At 59.9% G+C, this 24500-nt stretch carries 12 protein-coding genes and 2 tRNA genes; 4 read left to right on the top strand and 10 right to left on the bottom strand.

Features of this window, described 5'->3' with window-relative positions:
* Positions 1–40: 40 nt before the first annotated feature.
* From Q0J60_RS10235 to yhbY, 5 genes are all read right to left on the bottom strand, one after another.
* Entirely contained in the window at positions 41–4627 is a 4587-nt protein-coding gene (locus Q0J60_RS10235; RefSeq protein ID WP_294441244.1) for an InlB B-repeat-containing protein, read from the bottom strand.
* A 31-nt stretch (positions 4628–4658) separates the two neighbouring features.
* On the bottom strand, positions 4659–9149 hold the full coding sequence (locus Q0J60_RS10240; protein WP_294441247.1) for a hypothetical protein: 4491 nt from the start codon (positions 9147–9149) through the stop codon (positions 4659–4661).
* Positions 9150–9282: 133 nt separating this feature from the next.
* On the bottom strand, positions 9283–11421 hold the full coding sequence (locus Q0J60_RS10245) for a hypothetical protein (RefSeq protein ID WP_294441249.1): 2139 nt from the start codon (positions 11419–11421) through the stop codon (positions 9283–9285).
* A gap of 162 nt (positions 11422–11583) precedes the next feature.
* Entirely contained in the window at positions 11584–12564 is a 981-nt protein-coding gene (locus tag Q0J60_RS10250) for a helix-turn-helix transcriptional regulator (RefSeq protein WP_294441252.1), read from the bottom strand.
* 522 nt (positions 12565–13086) lie between these two features.
* Entirely contained in the window at positions 13087–13386 is a 300-nt protein-coding gene (gene yhbY / locus Q0J60_RS10255) for a ribosome assembly RNA-binding protein YhbY (protein ID WP_294441254.1), read from the bottom strand.
* 277 nt (positions 13387–13663) lie between these two features.
* Between yhbY and Q0J60_RS10260 the strand changes: the two genes are divergently transcribed.
* Both Q0J60_RS10260 and Q0J60_RS10265 read left to right on the top strand, forming a co-directional pair.
* Positions 13664–13737, top strand: a tRNA-Gln gene (locus Q0J60_RS10260).
* A 566-nt stretch (positions 13738–14303) separates the two neighbouring features.
* Positions 14304–15392, top strand: coding sequence for a branched-chain amino acid aminotransferase (locus Q0J60_RS10265; RefSeq protein WP_294441256.1), 1089 nt, complete (start codon positions 14304–14306; stop codon positions 15390–15392).
* A gap of 240 nt (positions 15393–15632) precedes the next feature.
* Here Q0J60_RS10265 and Q0J60_RS10270 read toward each other — a convergent pair whose 3' ends face one another.
* A complete protein-coding gene (locus Q0J60_RS10270) occupies positions 15633–16679 on the bottom strand; it encodes a hypothetical protein (protein ID WP_294441258.1) in 1047 nt (348 codons plus the stop codon).
* Positions 16680–16932: 253 nt separating this feature from the next.
* On the opposite strand from Q0J60_RS10270, the gene Q0J60_RS10275 reads away from it, so the two are divergent.
* A tRNA-Lys gene (locus Q0J60_RS10275) sits at positions 16933–17008 on the top strand.
* Between the two features lie 878 nt (positions 17009–17886).
* Here the strand turns inward: Q0J60_RS10275 and argH are convergent.
* From argH to Q0J60_RS10290, 3 genes are all read right to left on the bottom strand, one after another.
* Positions 17887–19299, bottom strand: coding sequence for an argininosuccinate lyase (gene argH / locus Q0J60_RS10280; protein WP_294441260.1), 1413 nt, complete (start codon positions 19297–19299; stop codon positions 17887–17889).
* A 120-nt stretch (positions 19300–19419) separates the two neighbouring features.
* Entirely contained in the window at positions 19420–20661 is a 1242-nt protein-coding gene (locus Q0J60_RS10285; RefSeq protein ID WP_294441262.1) for an argininosuccinate synthase, read from the bottom strand.
* A gap of 519 nt (positions 20662–21180) precedes the next feature.
* Entirely contained in the window at positions 21181–21882 is a 702-nt protein-coding gene (locus tag Q0J60_RS10290) for a flavin reductase (RefSeq protein ID WP_294441266.1), read from the bottom strand.
* A 278-nt stretch (positions 21883–22160) separates the two neighbouring features.
* Between Q0J60_RS10290 and Q0J60_RS10295 the strand changes: the two genes are divergently transcribed.
* On the top strand, positions 22161–23405 hold the full coding sequence (locus tag Q0J60_RS10295) for a serine hydrolase (RefSeq protein ID WP_294441267.1): 1245 nt from the start codon (positions 22161–22163) through the stop codon (positions 23403–23405).
* Between the two features lie 98 nt (positions 23406–23503).
* Here the strand turns inward: Q0J60_RS10295 and Q0J60_RS10300 are convergent, their stop codons facing one another.
* Complete coding sequence (locus Q0J60_RS10300; RefSeq protein WP_294441269.1) at positions 23504–24499, bottom strand: dipeptidase; 996 nt, start codon at positions 24497–24499, stop codon at positions 23504–23506.
* Position 24500 lies beyond the last annotated feature (1 nt).

Raw genomic sequence — 24500 nt, forward strand, 5'->3', positions numbered from 1 at the left:
CCATTCGGAGCGGGCTTTTTGCGCAGGGTCCTTTTGCCGTTCAGCGACGAAAATGCACACGCCCGGCGCACACCATCACGGCAGCCGCCATTGCGGCAACAACCGCAAGCGGCACGACCACGCGCAGCGAACCGTCGCTTGTGGCGGCGAGCTTCGCGGAATCATCGTCCGATTCGCTTGCGCCGGGACGTTCGTCCGAGTGGGTGTTTCCGCCCGAACCGCCTGGGGCATTCGGGTCATCTGCCGCATCGGGGCCGGCGTCGGGGTCATTCGGGTTCACGGAGCCATCGGGGCCAGTTCCCGGTTCGTCGGAATCGTCGGGATCGGTACCGGGATTGGGATCAGTTCCGGGCTCCGGTTCAGATGTGTCATCCCATTGGGCATACAGCGTCACCTCGCCGTTAGGCTCGGCCGTCAAATTGGACACCCGCTCCCCATCGGAATAGACCGCATCGCCGCCTTCGGAATCGGTGCTCCAGCCGACAAATTCATAGCCCTCGCGCTCGAAGGCATTAGCAAAAAGCGCCTGGGGCTCATCGAAGACCATATCCTGAGGCTCCATGGAGCCCTCGCCCCCGTTGGCGTCGAACAGCACCTTGTACCTGTTGGCAACGGGATGCGCTTCGAGCAGCGATCGCCCGCTTACAATCACGGTCTGCTCCGCCGCAGACGAATCGCCGTTTTCCCACTCGGGCTCAGCGCCTACGGCCGTCCAACTTTCGAAGGAATACCCCTCGTCGACCGAAGCCCCGATGCACAACGCGTCTCCCACCCGGAGCCGCTCCACAAACTGACTGCGCTCTCCCGTTGCGGGACCTTCCGCCCATGCAGCGGCATGGGGCTCGGCGGCTATGTCAACGGAGAAGTATTCCAGAGCCAGGAAACCGCTTCCATCGGCCGCCACCTGGGCTGTCACGCCTTCGGTGTTCCAGCCCTCCATCATCACGGAATACTCGCCCGGCTGCACGCCCTGCGCCACATACACGCCGGATCCGGCGGCCTTAAACGGCGCATACTGCGTTCCCGCAGCATCCACCAGCACGATATCGCGCTCATCGGGAAGCGAGACGCCCGCGCCGTTGTTGGTGACGACAAGACTGAATGCCCCTTCTTCCACGAGGACAGCGCTAAGCGTGTCGCCCGAAACGGAGCCATCCCCGTGCACCGTGCAGAGGTTCACCACCGTGGCCCCGCTCGCATAGAACGAACCGAACGAAAGCCCCTCCCAGCCCACGAGCGTCTTGCCATCCGGCGCGCCGACAGACGTCGGCAGCTCGAACGGGGTATCGAACACCGCCTCAAGCTCCGTCAAGGCGCCCCCTACGTCCAGAGAAACGGTGTAGCGAACCGGCTCCCACTGGGCATAGAGCGTGATAGCGCTCGAGGGGTCGGAAGCCAGGTTTTGCACCTCTTGGCCATCGGCGTAGGCCGCGCCGCTGCCGTCGGGCTGGGTGTTCCAGCCGGCGAAAGAATAGCCCGGAAGCTCATAGGCGCACGAGGGCAAGGCGGCAGGGGCATCGTAGACGAACAGCTGCGTGTCCATCTCGCCCGAAATCGCCGTACTTGCAGAAGCGGGGGCGTTGGCCTCGAAGCCGACCGCGTAGCGCACCGGAGCCCATTGGGCGTAGAGCGTAGCCTCTCCTCCCGGCGCTGCGATGTCGGCAACTTCCTGCCCCTCATCAAACGACACGCCCGTGCCGTCTTGCAGGGTGTTCCAGCCCGTGAACTCATAGCCCTCGCGTGAGAACGCGTTGGAACTGAGCGCCGTTGGATCACCGCAGGCGATGCGCTGGGGCGCCATCGCGCCCTCGCCGCCATTGGCGTCGAAGTTCACCATGTAGACGGTGGAGCGAGCATGGGCAGCGGCCACGAACGGGCCTTCAACGGTGACCGTTTGAGTCTCTTGGTCGGGGCTCCACTGCGCAGGCTCGACGCCTCGGCAGCTCCAGCCGTCAAACGTATAGAAGTTATCCTCGTCGGCTGCGGCACCAAGCGTTACCTCGGTCCCTTTGAGCACCACGCGGCTTTCCACGCCCGCCGAGCCCATCCACACCCCGACACCCGGGTCGCCCGCCTCAACGGCGGCCGTGAAATACTCGATGGACAAAACCGCCGGCTTGCCTGCCTCCACCGTCAGACTGAGCGCACCGGTGGGATACAGCGCAGCGCCGCTGTCGTCGACGGCATTGATATCGATGCCGTAGTTTCCGGGAGCAACATCGGCGAGCACGTAGGCGCCCGATGCCGCATCTTGGACAAACCCCGCAACGGGCTCGCTGCCATCTTTGGGAATCAGGGCGATCTCTTCTTGGGAATTGCCCAGCTGCACGGGTCGATTATCGTGAGTGAGGGTCAAGGTGACATCGTTGTGCGCCCATTGCGCCACAAGTGTAGCGCCTTCCACAACGCCGCCGCCGTCTACAGAACAGAGGTTGCTCGCCCATGCCCTATCGGCATAGAGCGCTCCCGTGTCTTCGTCGCGCCACCCGATAAACGCCGCGCCCGTTGGGGGCTGGAACTTCAGGGCATCAAGCGCCGACGCCTCATCGAAAACGCACGACTGGACATAGCTTTCGCCAGTCCCCTCGCCCGGCACGAACGTAATCTCATACGGGCAGGGTTTCCATTGAGCGTACAGGGTAATGCGCTCTCCCGGCTCCGCCAGATTGAAAACCGCCTCGCCATCGTCGTAGGCATCTCCCGTGCCGTCCGGCTGAGTGTTCCAGCCCGCAAACTCGTAGCCATGCAGCAGATAGCTCACGGGATCGAGCGAAATCTCCCTGCCGTATTCCATGTGGCTCGCATCCATAGAACCCGAAACCCTAGTGCTGGCAGTAGCGGGAACATTCGCATCATAGGCCACGATATAAGGGTCGCGATGCCACTGCGCGTAGAGGGTGTAGGGGGCATCGGCGCGATCCCAGAGACCCACAACATCTGTCCAGCCCGCAACGCCGGGCACGAGCTGGTATTGGGCATCCATGACCATGGTTCCACCCTCGGGTGCGTCGAAGAAGCCGAGCAGCGTGAGGCCGTCTTCGTTAGGCTCCACCTCTTCCTCCACGATCACCTCGCGCGAGCCCAGGCGCACCTTGGCTTCCCCTTCGTACCCGTAATCGGTATTGGGATCGAGCGTAAGGTTGCACTCTTGATCGAGCATGCCGTAGTCAAGGCCGGAAGAGGGCTTGGTCGGATGAATTTCGCCCGTGTAGCTTACGCCCTCCCCATCGACGGCGCCCACCACTTCGCCCGCCTCGGGCAACCACAGCATGACGCCGGCTTCTTGCACGCCTTCACGCACCTGTATCAGAGACGTCTCGACATCGTTGAACGCATACGGGGGATTCACGCCATGAATCTCCAGCGACCGCAGGCCGACCCCGGCCTTCGCCCCTTCAAGCCCGGCGAACACGCGATAGGTGGTCACGCCCGCGCGGTTGATGGCAGTAGAGGCCGATGCGCCCGTGCCTGTTGTGAAGCCCGTGTATGAGCCGCCGTAGATCATGGTCTTTGCCGTGCCATCCGGGCCGCTGCCGCACGCCGCGAACCCGACATCCACGGTTCCTCCCGCAATGGAAACCTGAGCGTTGCCCGCCTTGCTGCCAAGAGCGAGCTGGCCGTACTCTCCGGCCGCAACGGTCTTTCCGCCCGCTATGGAGATGGAGGCATCGCCCTCCACGCTGCCAATGAGCGGCGCGTCATCAATAGAGCCGTTCGAGGGGTAGACGGCGCCGCCCGTAACGGAAACGCTGGCGGAACCCTCGATGCCGCCAATACCCGGAGCGCCTTTGCCGCCTTTGGCGTGCACGGTTCCCCCAGAGACAGAAATCTGGGCAGAGCCGCTCACCACGCCAATGCCAGGAGCGTTGCCGCCGCTTGTGGCGGTAACGGTGCCGCCGGAGACCGAAAGCTTGGGGCCGCCGTACACCCTGCCAATGCCCGGAGCATCTCCGGCGCCCGTGGCCGTGACGGTGCCTCCCGCGATGTCCGCTACGCCAGCGCCGTCGATCGCAAGCGCAGGAGACCCGGCGCTTCCCGCCTTCGAGCCCGCCTTAAGGGTGAGGGTGCCCCGCGCGTCCTGAGCGCCGATAGTAACCATGGGCTCAGACGACGGGGGCGTGGCCGTCGAGGGCTCCTCCACCAGCAAGACGGCAGACGTGTCGCCACTCGAAAGAGACGCTTTAGCGCCCTGCAGCAGCATGAGCTCCACGTGCGACTGGCTCGTGCTCGTGTATGCAGAAACAACCGTGATAGCAGCGTTTGACTTTGGATGAAGGTTGAGCCCATTGCCCAGATACACCCGTATCTCATCACCCGGATCCGGCGCGACGACAACCCTCACCAAGCTGGAAGAGCCCAGAATCGCATAGGTGCCCGGTTCGCTGATGCGTACGATCGTCTGGGTTGCGGCAAGCGATGCGTTGTAGTAGCCGTCGGGCTCGAGATTAACAACGGCCGCGCCATCTGCCGCAATGCCCTCCGCCCCATCGTCGGCATGCGCGACAGGCGCACAAACGGCAAGCGCAAACAAGGCGGCTAGCCCGAACAGCACGGTGGCGATGCGACGCTCCCACCGCGCGATAGCGGGGCGGGCGCCCTCGCCGAAGAGAATCGTTGGCACACTCATGACATCATCCCATCTCGATACACGCTTGTCGTTAACGATCCCTGTCTCGGTCACAGGACTCCCCCTGACCAAGGCCGACAGGAGAATCGGCCCATTCGCCATGCTCCAGTGCCGCCCTGCGGGCGCTGTAGACCGCGAATGCCGCGGCAGCGGCACCGGCAAGCGCACCAACGAAGGGCACGCCGGCACCGTCGCCGGTTTGCGCGAAGTTGCCAAGCTGGCTGTCGCCTGATGAACCGCCGGCACCGCTCGACCCTCCGCCCTGGCCGTCATCGGAACCATCCTGACCGCCATCGGACGCGCCCGGTCCAACGTCAACGCCGTCCTTGACCACGCGCACTTCCGGCTCGCTCAGCCCGGGGTCGAAAACATCGGACTGCTGCTTGATCACGTCGATGCTCACGCCCGGCAGCTCGTCATGATCGGGGTCATGGCTAATCGGGGATGCCTCCATGCCGTCGGGCGCCATGGACACAATCGTCTCGTAGCTAAAATCGCTCACAACCGCGTAGACGCTCTTCGTGCCGTGCCAATCGCTGGGAATGGCGAATTCCACGCGGTACTGCGACGTTTTTCCGGGAAGCAGCACGCCCGCCGAAACGGGGTCGGCCAGCTGATGGAAGCCCTCTACGCCGGAATACCCCACGGCATCGTCGGAATACGCCGGCCCATTCGCAATTTCATCCCCGATTACCTCGGTGGCGAGCTCGGGGTTCCACGCCGACGCGCACGTGTTCTCGGCGGCAAACGCGAGCGTGGATTCGGCCACCTTCTCGCCCGTTTCCTGGTCGTGAAGCGAGGCGACGCAGCCCGTGAGAATCACATTGCCGTCATTGCGCAGCACGATGTCGAACGTCGTGCTCTCTCCCTGCAGCACGAACAGCTCCTCGGCGGCAAATCCGAGAATAGACGCCGTGGCCACGATGGGAACCTCCACATAATGCAGATCCGCCGTGCTGTTTTCCATGCTCGTGATGGCAGACGTCACAAACGTGTACGCATCCCTGCCCGACACGCCCACAATGCTGTCGATGGGATGGGTGAGGCCCGCCAGCGGGAACGGCTCGGAGAACAACCCGTCGACATATAGGCTCGCAAGAACGCGATAACGGTTCTCGGTGGGGCTATCGATAGGATTGCCGTGCTCGTCGAACGACTGCTCCTTTTTGCCCTCCTTGTTTTCCATGAAGAACAGCACGTTGCCGTTGTCGCTCACCTTAAACGCACTCATCTTGGCAGATGCAGGGCCCACGGGCCGCGTGCTGAGGCTGCCGTTTTCAACGCTGGGGTCGAATGACGCTTCGTAGAGCTCCCCGTTCACCAGCGAGAGGAACGACGCGTGCCCGGGCCACGCTCGCATGTCGGATACATCCGCCGCGTTGACGATGTTGCGCACGGCCGAGAAGGTAAAGGACTGGGAAGCGCGCAGGACATCAAGCTCTTCTTCGGGGGAGGCGTCCTGAAGCTCCCTGCCAATTGCCAGCTTCACCGTGGCGACGCTTACGCCGTTGCGCGAATGGGAAACCAGGCTGAACGATCCTACCGATTCATCCTGGTCGTCGACATCGATGTTGGAGACCTCGAGGCTGTTGGCCGTCGCGTCCACCGGCACGCCCGCGGTATGCACCAGGTTGTTCGAAAGAGGAACGGCCACGCGGCACGTAGTGGTGGCGTTGTCACCGAAAAGCTCGATGGGGCTATCGGCGGCATGCTGTAAATAGCCCAGCGCCACAAGGAGCGGCTTTCCGTTCTTCATGATGGTGGTGATGCGCGGGCAGGTTACAGCATAGGCATTGGCCGGAGCCGATCCCGGCGTTTCCTTCCACATGGAAGACCAGAGGCGCTTGAGATCGCGGTTGAAGGCGGCAACCGTCAGGATGGATTCGGAAGACGCATCGAAAAACGTGGTCTGATCGCCGTTTTTACGCACGGTGCTTGCCAGGCTTACGTAGATGCCTTGATACAGGCTGGCCGACATCTCCGTCTGGGTGCACACATCGAAATCGTAGTCGAACATATCGGCGCGATCTATGCCCGCAACCGAAACGGGAATATCCAAAACCTTCGGGCGCCCCCAACGCCCGGTTTCGGCGTTGTAGATCTGAGCGGAGAGACGGGTGCGGCCCTCATGCGCGTCGCCTACGGTATAATCGACGCTCATCAGGCGGAACAGGTACACGATTCCGTCGTAGGTAATAACCTTCTCACGCGGATTGCTGAACGACGCGCTGATGATCTTCACGTCTTTGCTTGGCACCACGCCGCCGCTGGGCGCGATGTTTGCGATATCCGCAAAGCCCGTGCACACCCCTTGGGGGTCTTCGCCCACGTCTTCGTACACGTAGCCGTCCTCGCCTTCAGAAAGCGCATCCTCGGAGGCATCGGGCACGGCAACGTTGAACGGCATGGCGAACATGCCGTTGCCCAAGTCGACCGGTTCTGTGGCCTCGGGCGCGGCAAGAGCGCGCGTTGTTGCCTTGGCCGCCGCCTCTCTGCTCTTAAGAAGCTCGGACGATGTGACGATGGTAGCAATCTTGCCGAATTCCTCAAGCTTCACCGCGCCGCCTTCGTCTACCAGCGCATCGCTTGCGAACACGCCGGCACCGTTTGAATCCGCACCTAGCGCGTAGTCGTTCGAGAGATAGCTGGAAGGAAGCCCGCCCTCGTTGCTCGACGCCTTCCAGTTGTCATACAGGCGCGGCCAGTCGGTAGACCAAATCTTGCCGCTCCATTTGAAAACAAGGGCTTGCAGCACGATGGCCACCTCGATCCCGGCGCCAATCACCACATGGCGAGGAGCGCCAGGCACGATATCCTCCGTAGCTTCAAGCAGGGCAAAATACATGGAGAGGCTGCCTGCGCCGCGCAGCGACGCGCTGAGTACGCCGCTGATACCCACGCCGAGGGAAAGCGCCAGCTCGAGGTTGATGACAATGGCGATGCCGGTTTTCTCAGGAACGAGGTCGATATCGAGCGGCTCGCCCTTGGGAGACTCGATCGTGGCATAGAACGAAAGCCGAGCATCGAGGGATACGTTGATTCCAATAAAGACAGGCACCGGGCCGATAGTGAGCTGCTCAATCAGGGACACGAACATATACAAGTCGAAGATGGCAGCCGCCTGGCCCATGAACTTCATGGCGTCAGGCGATTCAAGCCAGTTGCATTTCGCGGACAGCGTGGCCTCAACCGAGCCGGAGATTCCAAACGTCGGCGAGAGCTTATGGCCGAACGCCTTGGAGCTGCCAGGGTCGGTTCCCTTCCGCATATCCTTGTACTGGTCTATCTTTTTACTCCACCGGTCATTGAGATCTTTCCATTGCTGCTTCACGCTAGCATTGGTTTCGTTGGAAAAGCTCGCCTCACGAAAACCGTTTATGCTGCTCGCGCTTCTTTCGCCCGTGACGCCAATGCCCAAGAACATGATGCCGAACGGCGAAATGTAGAAATCGACGGGAAGTGTAGGAACCCACATAGTAAAACTGGAGCCTCGCAGCACGGCGGGGAACGAATCGGGAAGCGTGAACAAGGTGTGCTCGGAACCTGTTTGACCATAGGAAACGCCGGGCACGATATCGGCGTTGCCGGTGGAAAGCGGAATGTCGGACTCTTTGACCGAAAGATTCACCGGGAATACGTAGGCAAGATCGCCCGCTGTCACCTGGATCTCAAAGGCCTTTTTAAGCGGCAGAAGGTCTTTGGTGGGTGCGAGAAGACGCAAATAGTACGCGCTTCTGCTCAGGCGACCAACGCCTTCATACATAGATACCGTGGCGGTAAAGAGGGGGCTGCTCGCACGCTTGCCATCTTCCCCGAGATCGCGCGTCCAAAGCGACACTTCGACGGAATCCACGCCCTCCATGCGCAACGTGCCGGTAAGCGCGATCTTATCGGTAGCCGCTTCGCAGCGAATCACCTCGCATTCGCCGTACTGCATATCCCATCCATTGAACGAAAGGGATTCGAAGTACGGGATGGACGCATCGCGAATCTTGCAGCAAGGAATCTTGAGGGCAGAACCGCTGTCGACGCGAATCTTTTCGAGGGTCACGTTGCGATAGCCATGCTCCTTGGTGATGGTGACGGAGCCCTCGAAACGGTAGCACCTGCCCATGGTGCCCAAATCAATAGCGGTTCCCAGTTTGGATGCGTCGAAGACCACCGCGCCGTTTTCGTCGGATACGGCCTCGAGCGTCTGCGTTTTGTCTTTAACGGTGGCGGAAATGGAAACTCGAGCGTTGGGCACCGGGGCGGTGGCTCCCTCTTCGTTGACGTCATAGACGGAGAGCCCTATCTCGTTGTAAGAGAGGACGATGATTTGCGTGGTGGGTTCGGATGCGCTCTCGCCCTCCCCCGCTGCGGTGAATTCCTGCGCATACGCCACCTTGCCGCCGAAGGTGCCTAAACAAGGAAGCATCATCGATGCCACCGTGGCGCCGCCGCCCGCTAAAAAGGTGCGGCGCGTGATGCCTTCTGGCCGCTCGTTCGCGTTCTGCCACTTGTTCAATCCGTTCGCGCCCATAGCTCACCTTTCTCGAAGCTTAAGCAGCATCATATCTATGAGCGCGGAAACGAATTACACCCGTTTCGGGCACGAAACGGGTGTAATCAGAATTAAGCGAACAGTACGTGTACGCCTATGCGAACGAAAGCAATCAACGCATGCCGCGGATGCGCTTGCAGGCCGCCGCGATAGCAGCGATCATCGCAAGTGCGGCGACGATTGCGACGGGCACCACGACCCCGCCGAGAGCATCGCCGGTGGTGGGGAGAGAAGACACCTTGTCACCGGAAGACGGTGCATCGGGAGTTGTATCGGTGCCGGGATTCTGGTCTTTCCCCTCGTCTCCCGCGCCGGGGGCTGCACCCTCGGCTTTCACCGTGGGCTCGATGACCGTCTCCCCTTTGACGACTACCGTCTGATCCGCCACGTTGGAATCGCCATTCTCCCAAGCGGGCGCCGTACCGGTTGCACTGTACTTCACGAATGCATACCCCTTGTCGGGCTGCGCGCCAAGCTCCAGTTCAGCGCCAATAAGCATATGTTCAAGCACGCTCACGCGCTCTCCGGTCGACGGCTGGACGAGCCACGCCCACACGTTATCCGCCTGCTTCATTTCCACCGTGCAGAAATTAAACGTAAACACTTGGGAGCCCGCCTCGCTCACGCTGATGGTGGCGCTGTCCGCCGTTTCGTAACCGGGGTCGAATTCCAGTTCATACGCACCCACGGGAAGATCGCGAGGGAATCGATAGTAGCCCACATGGCTACCATCAAGCCACTCCTCGGCAGCATACTCGGTACCGTCGGCGGCAATTGCCTTAATGGACTCGAGGCCCGTGGCGGGATTGCCATTATCGGTCACGAAAAGCACTGTGTGCTCTGCGCCGAGGACCACACGTTGGGATGCGCCATTCACCCTGTAGTAATCGTCGATGGTCACCTTATCGGTCGCATACGTCCAAAGCGACATCACATCATTCGATTCTTCGGTGTTCCCTTTAGGACTAGGCAAACTGCGCTCCGCGTACGTTAGCATGCCGCCTTCGATGACGCCGATGGCAGGACTGAGCGCCACATGGTTGCCATCCCAGTCTTCCGCGGAAGAGACAAACAGGATGCCCGCTTGGGATCCTTCGGCAACAACGTACGGCTCCCCTTCCAGCGTAAGCGTTCCAGCATAGTCGGAGCCACTCGCGGCACGGACGAATATGCCGAGGGTATCGGCTGCGGCTTCATCACCAAGCGCCGTCACGTTGCTGTCAGCAATAGTAAGGTCGCCTGACACGAATATCGCCGTGCTCTCTTCGCCAATGCTTTCGGCGCGAACGTCGGAATCCTGAATAAGCATATGGCCGTTAGTCTCGATGACGTTACTAGGACTTGACGCCTCAATAAAAGAGCCGTCTGTAATCTCTATGCCCTGATGCGCGTAGAGAGCCCAGTCGGAGTCGCCGATATGGGCAGTCAGGTTGGATGCAGCGATGGTCATCTGCCCCATCGATTCGAAAGCCGAGCCGGTGATGACAACGTCCTCGACGTCGGAAATCATCGCCTCGCCCTCAACCAAGGCCGAATTGCCCTCGACGGAAGCGTTCTCGGTGCCGAATTTCACCTGACGAGCGTCGGTAATATTGGCGCTACCCGCAACATGCAGACCATACTCGCTGCCCGTCACGGCGACGGTAGCGGCGTTGTTGATCACCAGATTGCCGCCAACGTATACGCCAGTCGAGCCCCATACGTCGGACGACGCCGTTTCCGCAATAATGTTGAGCTCTACGACGCCGATGCTCAAATCGCCCATGGCGCAGATGCCCTGGCCGGCGCTGCCCGCTGCCTCCGCTCGAATTGAGGCGCTTGAAGAAACGTCGCCCGTGATCAATAAGTCACCATCGCATTCAATCGCCGCATAGGCATCATCAGTCGACGCGGAACCGGCAGCCATAACAATAGAGTTCTCACCGATGAGATGAATGGTAGAACCCGCAGGCACAACGATAGCGGCACCCGATTCGCCCGCGTAGGTGTCAGGGATGGAGATGTCCACGCCATTAAGCGTCAGCGTTCCGGCCGACCCGGCCCATTCCCATTCCCAGCCAGGGCCCGACGCGCCCTCAGCAGGCGTGCTTTCATCGATGACGATGGGCTCGTTCACCTGATCTGCCGCATATGCGACAGAGGGCGTCATCCACGACAGCCCGCACAGCGCAAGCACGCCCGCGAGCATCGCCGCGAACGGCAACGCCACGCGCGATAGGTGATGCGCCCTTGCTACGTTCGCACCGCTCATACTCCACCTCCGAAACAGCTCTTCTTTCCGATAGGCTCGCCCCGTCGGAAAGACGGGTGATTAGGCAGCGGAAAGGGCATGGACGCACACTTCCCGCGCATGCCATCGTACGGAAAGAAGCGCAAGGTGGTTCCACCCGTTAGGGGCGCAAAACGGGTGATGCTATCGCAGCATGTATTGCTGTAGATCTCGTCGGCGACTGATGCCGAGCTTTCTAAACGACGAAGCAAGGCAGCTTTTGACCGTGTTGGCGGAAACGCCCAAGTGGGCGCCAATCTCTTGATTCGTCCAGTCACGCGCAGCCAGCATTGATACTGCGAATTCAGTGGTTGTGAGGTTGTCAGCCACGGTTTCTTCGGTAACGGGATTATGGATGCGCCGCCATCCCGCGGAAAACCGGTATGTGATGTCGATGATGTGTTTGAAATCTTCCGGCCAGTCCTTCTTGATGACCGATTCGAGCATGCCGCCTAGAAGCCCGTGATGCTCGCCGAACGCCTCTATCAGGCCATCGGGGCGAGCGAGCGCCCATGCAGCAAGCAGATGCGTACGCGCCGCATCCGTCTGCCTGAGGCTCATGTAGTCCATCACCGCCACCAAATGAAGATATATCTCGGGTATGGGATAGGCGTTCGGCGCCATAAGAAGCGCCGCTTCCACCAAGCCTAAGCTGCGGGAATAGTCGCCTTCCAAATACAGCTGATGAGCATGCACGTACAGCGCAAATGCACGCAGTCCCGGAGGCAGCAGGGCAAAAAACGTTTCAGCGGGCGGCATGTCGTCAGGCTCCGGAAGGTGAAGTAGCACCGATGCCGCGTAGGCCACGAACGCCTCGGCAATGCGGCTTTGTGTCGACGAGGAGGCATCGGCATGAAGCGAGAGACGCAGCTCAGTCAGCGCGAACCGCGCGCCGTTGATATTTCCCAGGGGCAGGTTGGCATACGTGTAGATGAGGTACGCGGACAGCCTTATCGCAAGGTCGGGATGTGAAAGGAGCTTGCTGCTCACCTGAGCCGCCTCTTCCGCCTGGCCGCTGAAGTAACAGTATTCAGCGCGAGCGATTTCCCTGGTGGCAGGATCTTCGAAGCGCTCGATTGTTTCTTGACAGGTGCCCGGCACGAATGCGGAGTTCATAAGCGGCATCAAGCTTGCCAGCGCGCCCGCATCTTGCTGAGACGGAAGAGAGGCCGCTGCGCTGGGCGTCACGGGAAATGCATCTTCCGCTTTGCCAAGGGGAGCGTCCCGAAGCGCGTCTTCAGAGAGATGGACAGCATTGACCGAACTTTTTGTCGCGCGCAGATTGGTCGGTTTCTGGGCGTTCGGCGGAATAACCCACGAACCGCCGACCTTTCGCGCGCCATCAACGCGCCCTTCCGCGCACAGACGCTGCACGAGGCGCGTTGAAACTCCCCATTCAGATGCGGTTTCCTGCACGCCCCTATACTCCACGCTGCCCCTTCCCGATATAAACCAACAGTTGAATTGTATTCGTTCTGGCGAACAGTTGCGCTCATTCATTCGAGAAATAACGATAAATACGATTAAGGTGACGGGCCGAGCAAAAGAAAAGGCCGAAGCGGAAACACTCCGACCTATATGCTCTTTTCGCGAACGGGCATAGCATGATGCCGCACCTCGCAACGTCTTTGATTCGCTTGCTGCGCCTTACACGAGCTGGATGTGCTCGATGTCGTCGCGTTTGCTCTCGCGGTATAGCACGAACTTGTGGCCGATGACCTGGATCATCTCGGACTCGGTGGCGTCGGCCAGCATGAAGGCCGCCTCCTGAGTGTCAAGATCGCTGGTGTTTTGAACGGTGCATTTGATGAGCTCTTTGCCTTCAAGCAGCGCATTGGTCTGCGAGACGATGGTGGGCGTGATGCCCTGTTTGCCGATGAACACGATGGGGTCGAGATGATGCGCCAGACTGCGAAGCTGACGAACCTGTTTGCCGGTGATAGCCAAAGGAGTACCTTTCATACAACATTGCGGAGTCATGATCCGAAATTCAGGCGCGCTGCAAACCACGAGCGCGAGAACCATCGGACAAAAGCCCAGGCAAGCCTGGACGCATAATTCGTGGGCGCCCAGCATAGCGCACCTGTGCCAATAAATAAATCATTACTGCGTTTGCGCACGTATTTAGCAAGATTCAAGAATACGCCCTCGCCTCCTTGCGCACGCTGGCCCATTGCTTTAGACTGAATGACTCGGCAGACGCATTCTGCGAAAGCCAGCATGCTGGGCCATGGTGTAATGGCAACACAGGGGTTTTTGGTGCCCTTATTCCGGGTTCGAATCCTGGTGGCCCAGCCAAATTCTTTCTGATCGAATCGACTTTCGACGGCACCATGCTTTCATATCCCGCACGTGCAAGGATTCGAACCGATGAGGTGGAATCGCGTTAAGAAAACTGCCCAGTGGGCAGTTTTTAGCGATTCGCTCGAGGGCTTTAACCCGAGAGGCAGAGCGTTCGCGAAGCGGACGCGGGAATCCTGGTGGCCCAGCCAAATTCTTTCTGATTGAATCGACTTTCGACAGCAATACGCTTTCATATCTCTCTATTATCAAACCGCATCTTTTGAAGTCGCGCAGCGTCGCTCTAGGAGAGATTTAAGGGGCGTCGAGCGGAAAAGTCCCGCCGCTCCACCGTGCTAAAGCGCCGTCCCTGAATTGTTCTCGCACTTTTAACGTTCCTGCGCGGCTCTTAGGCGCATACTTATTCGACACACGAAGAGCGCATCCGGCCGTTGCCAAATGTACGGCGCCTTGCCGGACATAAAGCATCGGACGGCTGCGCGAGAGGGGCGTTTCGCACGAGCCCCGTCGGAAGCGAAGCCGGCCACGCTTGAAGAGTACGGCAGCCTTCGTCACGACGCCGAATGAAAGTCAGGCCGAAAGCAAATCGACGGACGCACAAGAGAGGAAGTCACACGATGGAAAAGAAGGATCTGGACTGGGGCAACCTGAGCTTCAGCTATCAGCCGACGGACGCGAGCTACGTCGCCCACTGGAAGGACGGCGAGTGGGACGAGGGCGAAATCACCCCCGACCACACCATCACGCTCTCCGAGTGCGCCGGCATCTTCCATTATTGCCAGGAAGTGTTCGAGGGACTGAAGGCCTACACCACCAAGGAAGGCGACATCGTGTGCTTCCGCCCCGACCTCAACGCCGACCGCATGTACACCTCCGCCGAGCGTCTTGAGATGCCGCCTTTCCCCAAAGACCGCTTCATCGAGGCCGTCAAGCAGGTTGTCGCGGCCAACGCCGCATGGGTGCCGCCTTACGGCTCCGGCGCCACGCTGTACGTGCGCCCGTTTATGATCGGCTCCGGCGAGGTCATCGGCGTGGCTCCTGCGCCTGAATACCAGTTCCGCATTCTGGTGACGCCCGTGGGTCCCTACTTCAAGGGTGGCTGCAAACCCGTCAAGCTGTGCGTGGCGCAATATGACCGCGCCGCTCCGCACGGCACCGGCAACATCAAGGCCGGCCTGAACTACGCTATGAGCCTGCATCCCACCATGGAAGCACACCGCAACGGTTTCGACGAGAACATGTACCTGGATTCGCAATCGCGCGAGTACGTGGAGGAGACCGGCGGCGCCAACATCCTGTTCGTGGACAAGGAAGGCAATCTGGTGGTGCCCCAGTCGCACACCGATTCCATCCTGCCCTCCATCACGCGCCGTTCGCTCGTGGTCGTGGCGAAAGACCTGGGTTACAACGTGATCGAGCGTCCCGTGAAGTTCTCCGAGGTGCAAAACGGCGACTTCGTGGAGTGCGGCCTGTGCGGCACCGCCGCCGTCATCAGCCCTGTGGGCGAGATCCACAACGGCGACGAGGTCATCACCTTCCCCGAGGGCCACGATGAGATGGGCCCGGTCATGACTAAGCTGCGCGAAACGCTGACCGGCATCCAGGACGGCGAGGTCGAAGACAAGCACGGCTGGATATTCAAGGTTTGCTAACGCATACAATACGCATGTGCCACCTACTATAGTGAAGGAGTCCTGCGGGGCTCCTTCTTTTGTTCGCGCATTTTTTGCGCATCATTGTTCGTGCGGGCCTCCCGCGTCATTGCCCACAGACGTCTCGCCATCGTTGTCCGCGCGCGCTTTGCGCATCGCATCGCTGTCCCATTTTGGCGCAGACGCTCACAGCCAGTCGTCGGGAAAGACGCCGAGACGTTACTCGTGAAGCGACACCCCTCACGCCTCTATGCTGATGTAAATCTCGGGTTCGAAATAGTCGTTTTTCTCGTATTCCTCCTCGCTATACGTAAAGTACGAGCAGGAAATGTCGGCACCGCCTTCGCCCTTGAGGTCGCTCACGGTCATATGAATGCGCTCGTATGGCGAGCCGTCCAGATATTTCTCTTTGAATTCTTCGGGCAGTGCATCAAATGAGACCAGCTCTGGCACGGCGAATTCGACATCCAGGCGCTTCACCACGTTGTGCAGCCGTTCGAAATACTTTTCTGCGCGATTGAGGTTTTCCCGCATGCTTTTATCCTGGTCGGTCACAAGCGTGTACATCACGGCCTGCACCGCACCGTCGTTGCCTACTGTCATACGAACGCAAGAGCCGTCCGAGTACTGATCCTCAATCTTTCCCGTAATGAGATACCCATGCTCGCTATATGTATCCATAGGGTCAAAGCCGAGCGCATACAGCCCACTGCGCTCGAACGCATCCTCTATCGTGTAGAACGTTTGCGCAGCAGTCTGCTGTTCCTGGCGCGTCAGATTGGCGCAATCCGCGAAATGCACGGCGTATAACGCCGCCAGAAAAAGTGTGCATGAGAGGAACATCGCCAGGACGCATGCCCCCGGTTTAGGCACCTTGATGCCCAGGAGAATTGCCGCTCTACGGGCGCTGTACGCAAGCGATGCCCTTTGACCTGGCTTGGCATCGGGAAAATGAGCGATAGGAGAATTGTCGCCCCGGTCGCGGGCGGCCCTGCGCGACCGTAGCGCTTTTTCCTCGACCGATGCCCACGCGGCCCGTCCCAGGCCTATTCGCTCGGCGAGTATCGCATAGCAAATAAGCGCCGTGAGTGCTGCGACGAGGACAAGCCAAACGGCCATGCCGATCATGTACGGACTATTTGGATTGTGGAACACGATGTCGTCGAGCATGCAGAGCAAAAGCCACTCCGCGCTGAGCAAAAGAATCAACCACTGCGCGCGTAATCCCAGAACGGCCGCAAGATAATACCTGATAACAAGCCAGCGGTCTTTCTTGCTCACTGCCATGATGCGCCCCTTTCATCGCACGTAAATCCTACCACGCAAGGGCGCTCTACGATGCGACACGAGAGAGGGTGCACGAGGAGATTGCTTGGCATGATGGCCGCCATGACACGACACGGCATCCTTCCGAGCATCATCACGTCCGCGCTTCTTCTGCACCCGCCGCATTCGGCGAGAGGTCCAGTTGACCGAATAGGAGCGCGGCGGTAAAATGCATGCTTGCGCATTTGTATAACGCGATGCGCAAGCATAGCGTGGGCCGTTAGCTCAGTTGGTAGAGCAGGGGACTTTTAATCCCAAGGCCGCGGGTTCGAACCCCTCACGGCCCACCATTGGACACAAAAGCCAGCCAAAGGGCTGGCTTTCTCATTTGCCCGGCAATAACCCCATCAACGACTTTGAAATAGCCTGAGGCCCTGAGGGCAACGTTAAAAAAGAAAGCCGCCATGGTCAATTTGGATTCGAATGGGCGATTCATGCGTTAGATAGTAAGCCGCTGGTTAAAAAGTGCGTCGAATGGGCGAATGAGAAGCTCGCAATCTCCCATTTAGACGCGATAACGCCGAAAAAGATGTCTTTGCGGGACTACTTTCGGGAAAACCACTGCAGCGACAGCAGAAACAGAAGGAAATCAACTCGTAAGCCGCATCTGGCAACATCAAGAACGCCCATTCCACTATACAAATGACCACGCGCCATCAAATGAATGAGTAGTCCGCCCAGATGAATGGTTATTTGACCAAGAGAGCTCTCCATCCGTCACCAACAAGTCAATTCGTCCGTTCTACGAATAACGAATCGGTGAAGAGATGCGCGAATCGAGCCATCGCAACCCCGGCTCGATCCGTGTACGTTTAACGCCCATCTCCATCGCGCTCCCAAAGAGATACAGCGACATCGCGCATTGCGGGGGTCGAGGACAGTTTCGCTCATCTGGACATACACCGCTCATCCATGCGACGCGCCATAAAATCGACCTCACCCGCCTGAAGCGCACCAACTTCGACAATATACCCACGCTGCACAAGCATTTCGAGTATATCTGAAAGCAAGTAAGAGCGCGGAAGCTTGACGGACACCTTTGTGCCGCAGCAAAAAGGCCGGGGCGATTGCCTCGGCCTTTGGCTTGGATATATGGATTCAATCTCAAGGACGGCTGATGCCCAAGCAGCCATTCGCCAAGGCGCCCGAACAAATGGGCAACCCGTCTTTACAGCAGCGGCTGGGCGACGTAGCCGATGGCGGCTTTGTCGGCGTTGAGGACCTGCTTGGCCTCCTCCATCTGCACCTTCACAGCATCGTGGCCGGTTCCGCCATAGGTCTTGCGGGCGCGCACGATCTTTTCCAGGTCGAGCGAGGACACGATATCCTCCTCGAACAGCTCCGATGCCTCTTTGAACTCGTCGAGCGTCAAATCCTCCAGACCCTTGTGATGCTTCTCGCAGTACAGCACCAGGTTGCCCACGACCTCATGCGCCTGGCGGAACGGCATGCCCTTCTTGGCCAGGTAGTCGGCCACGTCGGTCGCAGCGGTGAAGCCCTTGCCGGCAGCGGCGCGCATCTCGGGCACGTGCAGCTCCATGGTCTTGATCATGCCCTCCATGCACACCATGCAGTCGTGCAGGGTCTTGGCGGCGTCCATCGCGCCCTCCTTGCACTCCTGCAGATCCTTGTTGTACGCCAGCGGCAGCGACTTCATGGTGACCAGCAGCGCCACCAGGTCGCCTACCACGCGTCCCATCTTGCCGCGCGTGAGCTCGGCGAAGTCGGGGTTCTTCTTCTGCGGCATGATGGACGAGCCCGTGGCGAACGAGTCGGACAGCGTGATGAATCCGAATTCGGTGGTGGACCACAGAATGATTTCTTCGCACAGGCGCGACAGATGCATCATGGACACGCTGCAGGCATACTCCAGGTCAAGCAGGTAGTCACGGTCGGACACAGCGTCCATGGAATTGTTGATGGGATGGTCGAAATCCAGCAGCTCGGTGGTCATCTGGCGATCGAGCGGATACGTGGTACCCGCCAGCGCCGCGCTTCCCAACGGGTTGGCATCGGCCGCCTCGAGCGCATAGGTCAGGCGCTTGAAGTCGCGCGAGAACATCCAGAAGTACGCGAGCATGTGATGGCTGAACAGCACCGGCTGCGCATGCTGCAGGTGCGTATAGCCCGGCATGATCACGTCGAAGTTATCGCGCGCCTTGGCGTAGATAACGCCGCGCAGAGCGCAGTTCTGCGTGAGCAGCTCGTGCAGCAGGTCCTTCGCATGCAGACGCGTGTCGGTGGCCACCTGATCGTTGCGCGAGCGGCCGGTATGCAGACGCGCGCCCGAAATGCCGATGTCCTCGATCAGCGTCTTCTCAATGGCCATGTGGATGTCTTCGTCGTTGATGTCGAAGCGGAATTTGCCCTGCTCGATCTGGTTTTCGATCTCAAGCAGGCCCACCTCGATCTTCTCAAGGTCGGCGCGCGAGATAATGCCCTGCTCGGCAAGCATCTTCGCATGGGCGATGGAGCCCTTGATATCCTGGGAATACATGGACTTGTCCACGGGCAGCGACGCGCCGAACGCCTGCGTGAACGAACCCACGCTCTTCTCGAACCTGCCGGACCACAACGCCATCTGAGGCACCTTTCTTCTCTAACGCATCACGATGCGAATACCACGGCTGCCGAAACGATACGCCAAGCGGCGCGCCCTGTAAGACGCGCCGCCGCGAAAATCGATTATCGGGCCTTCGGGCTATTCGGCGGAAGAGCCCTGCGCGCCTTCGCCCTGCCTGGCCGACCACACCACGATGGGCAGGCTGAACAGGTCAATGAAGCCCTTGGCCGCCTGGTGGTTGAAGGTATCGTCGGCACCGTAGCTCGCCAGACCGAAATCATACAGCGAATAGGGGCTCTTGCGACCCATCACCGTGCAATTTCCCTTATAGAACTTCACCTTCACCTCGCCGGTGACGAACTGCTGGGTCTGGGCGCAGAACGCATCGAGCGCCATCTTGAGCGGCGAGAACCACTGGCCGTAGTACACGCAGGTGGCCCACTGCTGCTCGACGCCCAGCTTGTAGTGCTGGGTCTCGCGGTCAAGCGTCAGAGCCTCGAGCGCCTTGTGCGCCATGATCAGCGTCTGGGCGGCGGGCACCTCGTAGCACTCGCGCGACTTCACGCCCACCAGACGGTTCTCCACCATGTCCAGGCGGCCGAAGCCGTTGGCGCCGGCGATGACGTTGAGCTCCTTCACGATGTCGAGCAGGGGCATCTCCTTGCCGTTGAGAGAGCAGGGCACGCCGGCTTTGAAGCCAATCTCGACGTATTCAGGCTTGTCAGGAGCCTCTTCGGGGTCAACGGTGAGCGTCCAGATATCCGCAGGGGGTTCGTTCCAGGGGTTCTCCAGCACGCCGCACTCGATGGCGCGACCCCACAGGTTGTCATCGATGGAGTACGGGGAGGATTTGGTGGTGGGCACCGGCACACCGTGGGTCTTGGCCCAATCCATCTCCTGGTCGCGGTCATGCATATCCCACTCGCGCACGGGGGCGAGGATCTCCAGCGTGGGGTCGAGGGCCTTAATGGAGGTTTCGAAACGCACCTGGTCGTTGCCCTTGCCGGTGCAGCCGTGGGCAACGTACTTGGCGCCGTACTCGTGCGCCAGGTCCACGAGATGTTTGGACAGCAGGGGGCGCGACAGGGCGGAAAGCAGCGGGTACTCGTTCTCATACAGGCCGTTGGCAGCAATGGCCTTGGTCAGGTAGCCCTCGGCGTATTCCTCGCGCATGTCCATGGCGTAGGAAGCGATGGCGCCCATGTCCAGCGCCTTCTGCTTGATGTACTCGAGGTCTTCCTCGTCCTGGCCCACGTTACCGCACAGAGCGATGACGTCCAGGTTCTTTTCCACCTGCAGCCACTTGAGGCATACCGATGTGTCCAGGCCGCCGGAGTATGCGAGAACGACCTTTTCCTTTTGCGCGGTTTCCTGTGCCATGGTTGATCCTGCCTTTCCTGCCCCGCGGGGCTTTTGCCTTTGTGCCCTTGCGGGGCGTTTCCTGCCGTGCGTTGCACTTGGTTGCTTTGGTGGAGCTCGGGGCTTGCCCCTGCGCCAACCGACCGGTTTTCGGGTAAAAAAGAAGCACCCGGGCGAGCCCGGATGCTGTCATGCGTTCCTATACGAAATCACATCGAGGAATTACCCCATGCGGACCGCAGACACCATGCGAGCTCGTCGCAGGTTGAATCGTCGGCCCTGGCGTCGGAAAGAAAGCTGCTGTGCGTTGCGGATGGCCATGCTGCATGCTCCTTTCCTGACGTGTATGGCATGATGCCGGTTTACTGTGCGCGACGCTTGCGCGTCAAACTCCACTCTGCTGGAGTGAATGGTGTTACCTTACGCGACGACACCGCCAAATGCAAGAAAAAATTCGTTATATTCAATTTTTTAGTCAAAATATGCATTTTGGACTACGTCTCGCCATATTTGCACACTACAGCTCAGCGCATTCACACGCTACAGCTCGATGCGCTCGAACATCTCCTTGCCCACGCCGCAGATGGGGCAGGTGAAATCATCGGGCAGCTCATCCACGTACTCGATGTGGCCGCAGATGGTGCAGCGCCAGGCGAATTTGGGCGATCCATCAGCAGATGCGGAATCGTCCGAGGGGCCGGCCGCCGGAGTACCATCGGCCGCGCCGACATCGGCAGGGCCTTCGTAGCTGGAGGCCTTAGGCGGAGTCTTTCCGCCTTTCACCTGGTGATAGTACGCGTATGTCATGGGCTCATCCTTGGACAGCACAGAGGATTCCACGACTTCGCCCATGATATAGACATGCGTTCCCAGATCCATCGTCTGCTTCACATGCACGCGGAAATGCGCCACGACGTGCTCGGTCACATAGGGAATACCCGCCTCATCGAGCGCGGTCTGCGTATCGGAGAACTTGTCGGTGTCGGCGCTGGTGTGGAACCCGAAGCGTCCGATGAGCTCCATCGGGGCGTCCTGCGCAAGCACGCTCACCTCGAACTCGCCCGCCTCCAGAATGACGCCCGTAGTGAAGTTGTCTTTGTTGATGGCGATGCTCGCCTGCGGCGGCTGCGACGTGACCTGCGCGAACGTGTTCACCACGCAACCCGCCTGCGTCTCGCCCGCCTTTGCCGTAACAATATAGAGCCCGTAGCTCAAGCTCCTGAACGCCTTGGTATCCACCATGGTGGCCTCCTATCCTGCCGCGCGAAAGCGCCGGCGCAATTGGCTGATCGGCGGCACTGTGCCGCTTCTGACATTGTATAGGATTGGCCGCTGCAACACCCTCAGCGAGAGAATCCTTTGCCGAATCGAGTAAAAGACCGACCGCGAAAAAGGCCGGCCGCTTGATGCTCATGGGCAGAACTCTTTGCGAGACTGGCGCCCCCGCGCCTCATGCCATCGAAATACGCGATATACTTTATTACGCTTAATCACCTGCAGAATCAGCGAAGGAACCACGGATGGCAGACGACTCGCGCAAAGGAAAGCACGCATCGGCGGAAACCCCGAAGAAGGGCAACGCCAAGCGCCGCGCCTCCTCCATCGCGACCACCATCACTGCCGTGGTCATCGCCGTTGCGTTCATCGCGGCGGCCGTCTTCGCTTGGCGGCTCTCTTCAGAAGAGCACAACACGGGAACATCCGTCGCCACCACACCCGACGCGGTCAAACTCGCCCTCGCTCACACCATAGCTCAGCCCAACATGCTCTCTTCAGTGGAGGAGGACATCATGGACATCTACGCCGCGCACAATGAAGCGACAAAAAAGGCGCAGAAAGCGGAAGAAGCTGCGAACGAGGAGGTTCCTCTGGCTGCAATATCGCCAACCGACCTTGACGTTATTCCCACCGGGACAGACCTGCAGGCTTTCTCGTTGCTTGACGATGAAGCGCCCAGCATTCCCGAAGGTGATTTGAAAGCCATCCAGAGCGCCATTGACGATGCCAAGGGCCTGGGCAATGTCGCCCTGGCGTTCTTTGACGCCAGCACAGGTAACGGTATCGCGTACAACGCCGATACGGCGGTATACGGGGCGAGTTCATTCAAGGGCCCCTACGCCGTGTATGTGTGCCAGGCGCTTATCGATGAAGGCAAAATTACGCTGAATTCGCCCGTCGAAGTCGTGTCGAACAACCGCGGGAGCATCGCGATCAACCCCGCAAGCAGCTGGGCAACAAGCGGCGCGAGCACATATCCGACAGGCGAGCTGATTTCGGCGGCCGTCATCGAATCGGACAACGACGCCTACGGCATGCTGCGCAATCAGTACGACGGCGACGGGTATGACAGCTGGATCGCGGAACTCGGTGTGGCTGACGCGCCGCGCGACCCCCTGACGTGGTACCCCACGTATTGCGCCCGCAGCGCCGCCAAGCTGTGGACGAATGCGCTCACGTACTTGGAGTCCGATGGGTCGAGCGCGACATGGCTCGCAGAGCAGCTGAGTCAGACGCGTACGTCGTTTATCCGGGACGGAATCCTGAGCGTCGAAGATGGACGTGATGCCGAGGTGCTGAATAAGGCAGGATGGATTGCTGACTCCAACCCCGCGTATAACGCCGTATGCGACGCCGGCATCGTGAGGGCGGGCGGACGCACGTACGTGATGTGCATCATGACCAGCCAGCCCGATTGCACAGAGGCACGGGAAAACGTGGCGATTATCGCCGCCACCCTGTTCGAAGCGCGAGAAGCGCTGGAATAGCGCACGCTGCGAGGCAAGGACGAAACAGCAGTGCGAGGACGCGTTTTGATGCCGCAGCGTCTCATCAAGTTTTCCGCCGCTCTGCCGAACGACGAAATCTATGCCTCGTTGCGTTCGAAGAAGGCGCAGGCGTTTTCGAAGCAGATGGCGTTGGCAATATCCTCGCCGAACTCGCGCGTGAAGAGCGCATGCAGTGCGCCCACCTTTTCTGCGGGGTCAAGCCACGAGGGTACGTCGCATCCGTCGTAGTCGCTGCCGAGCGCCAAGACGGGCTCCGCCCCCAGCGAGAGAAAATGATCGACGTGGCGCAGCACGTCATCAGGCGTGGGATCGGCGCCGTCGTTGCGCAGGAAGTCGCGACAGAAGTTCAGGCCTATAAGGCCGCCGCGTTCCACCACCAGGCGCACCTGCTCGTCGGTCAGGTTGCGCGGGTGCCCGCACACGCTGCGCACGTTGGAGTGCGACGCAGCGAAAGGCTTCGTGGTTGCCTCCGCGACATCCCAAAAGCTGCGATCGTTGAGATGGGACACATCCACCACCATGCCTCGCTCCTCCATGGCGGCGATAACCTGACGGCCGAAAGGCGTAAGCCCATCGGTCGTCTGATTGCCCGATGCGATAGCGTTTTTGCCGTTCCACGTGAGCGTGAGCATTTTCACGCCGGCGTCGGCCGCCTCGTGCACGCGCGATACGTCGCCCTCGATAAACGAACCGCCCTCGACCGTGAAGATGGCTGCACATTTGCGCTCGCCGATGATGCGGCGGATGTCGCGCGCATCATGCACCTGCTCGATGAGGCCCGCATGCTGCTCGAGTTGGCTGCGGAAATAATCACGCACCGTTTCGAACACGTTCCACGAACGCTGCGTGCCAAGTCCGTCGGGGATAAACGCAGCGAAGCACTGGCACCAGCCGTAGCCCGCGCCAAGCATGCGCTCGAGGTCGATATGGGCGTCGTTGTTGGAAAGCGATGACATGCGTTCCGCCGGGATATGGGCGTCATGCTCAGAAAAGCCCAGGTCGGCAGCCGCTTCATGCAACGCCAACCGATCAAGGGTGTCGCAGTGCAGGTCGAAGATATTGATACGAGCCATC

The organism is uncultured Slackia sp., from assembly GCF_944321625.1.
Lineage (GTDB): Bacteria > Actinomycetota > Coriobacteriia > Coriobacteriales > Eggerthellaceae > Slackia.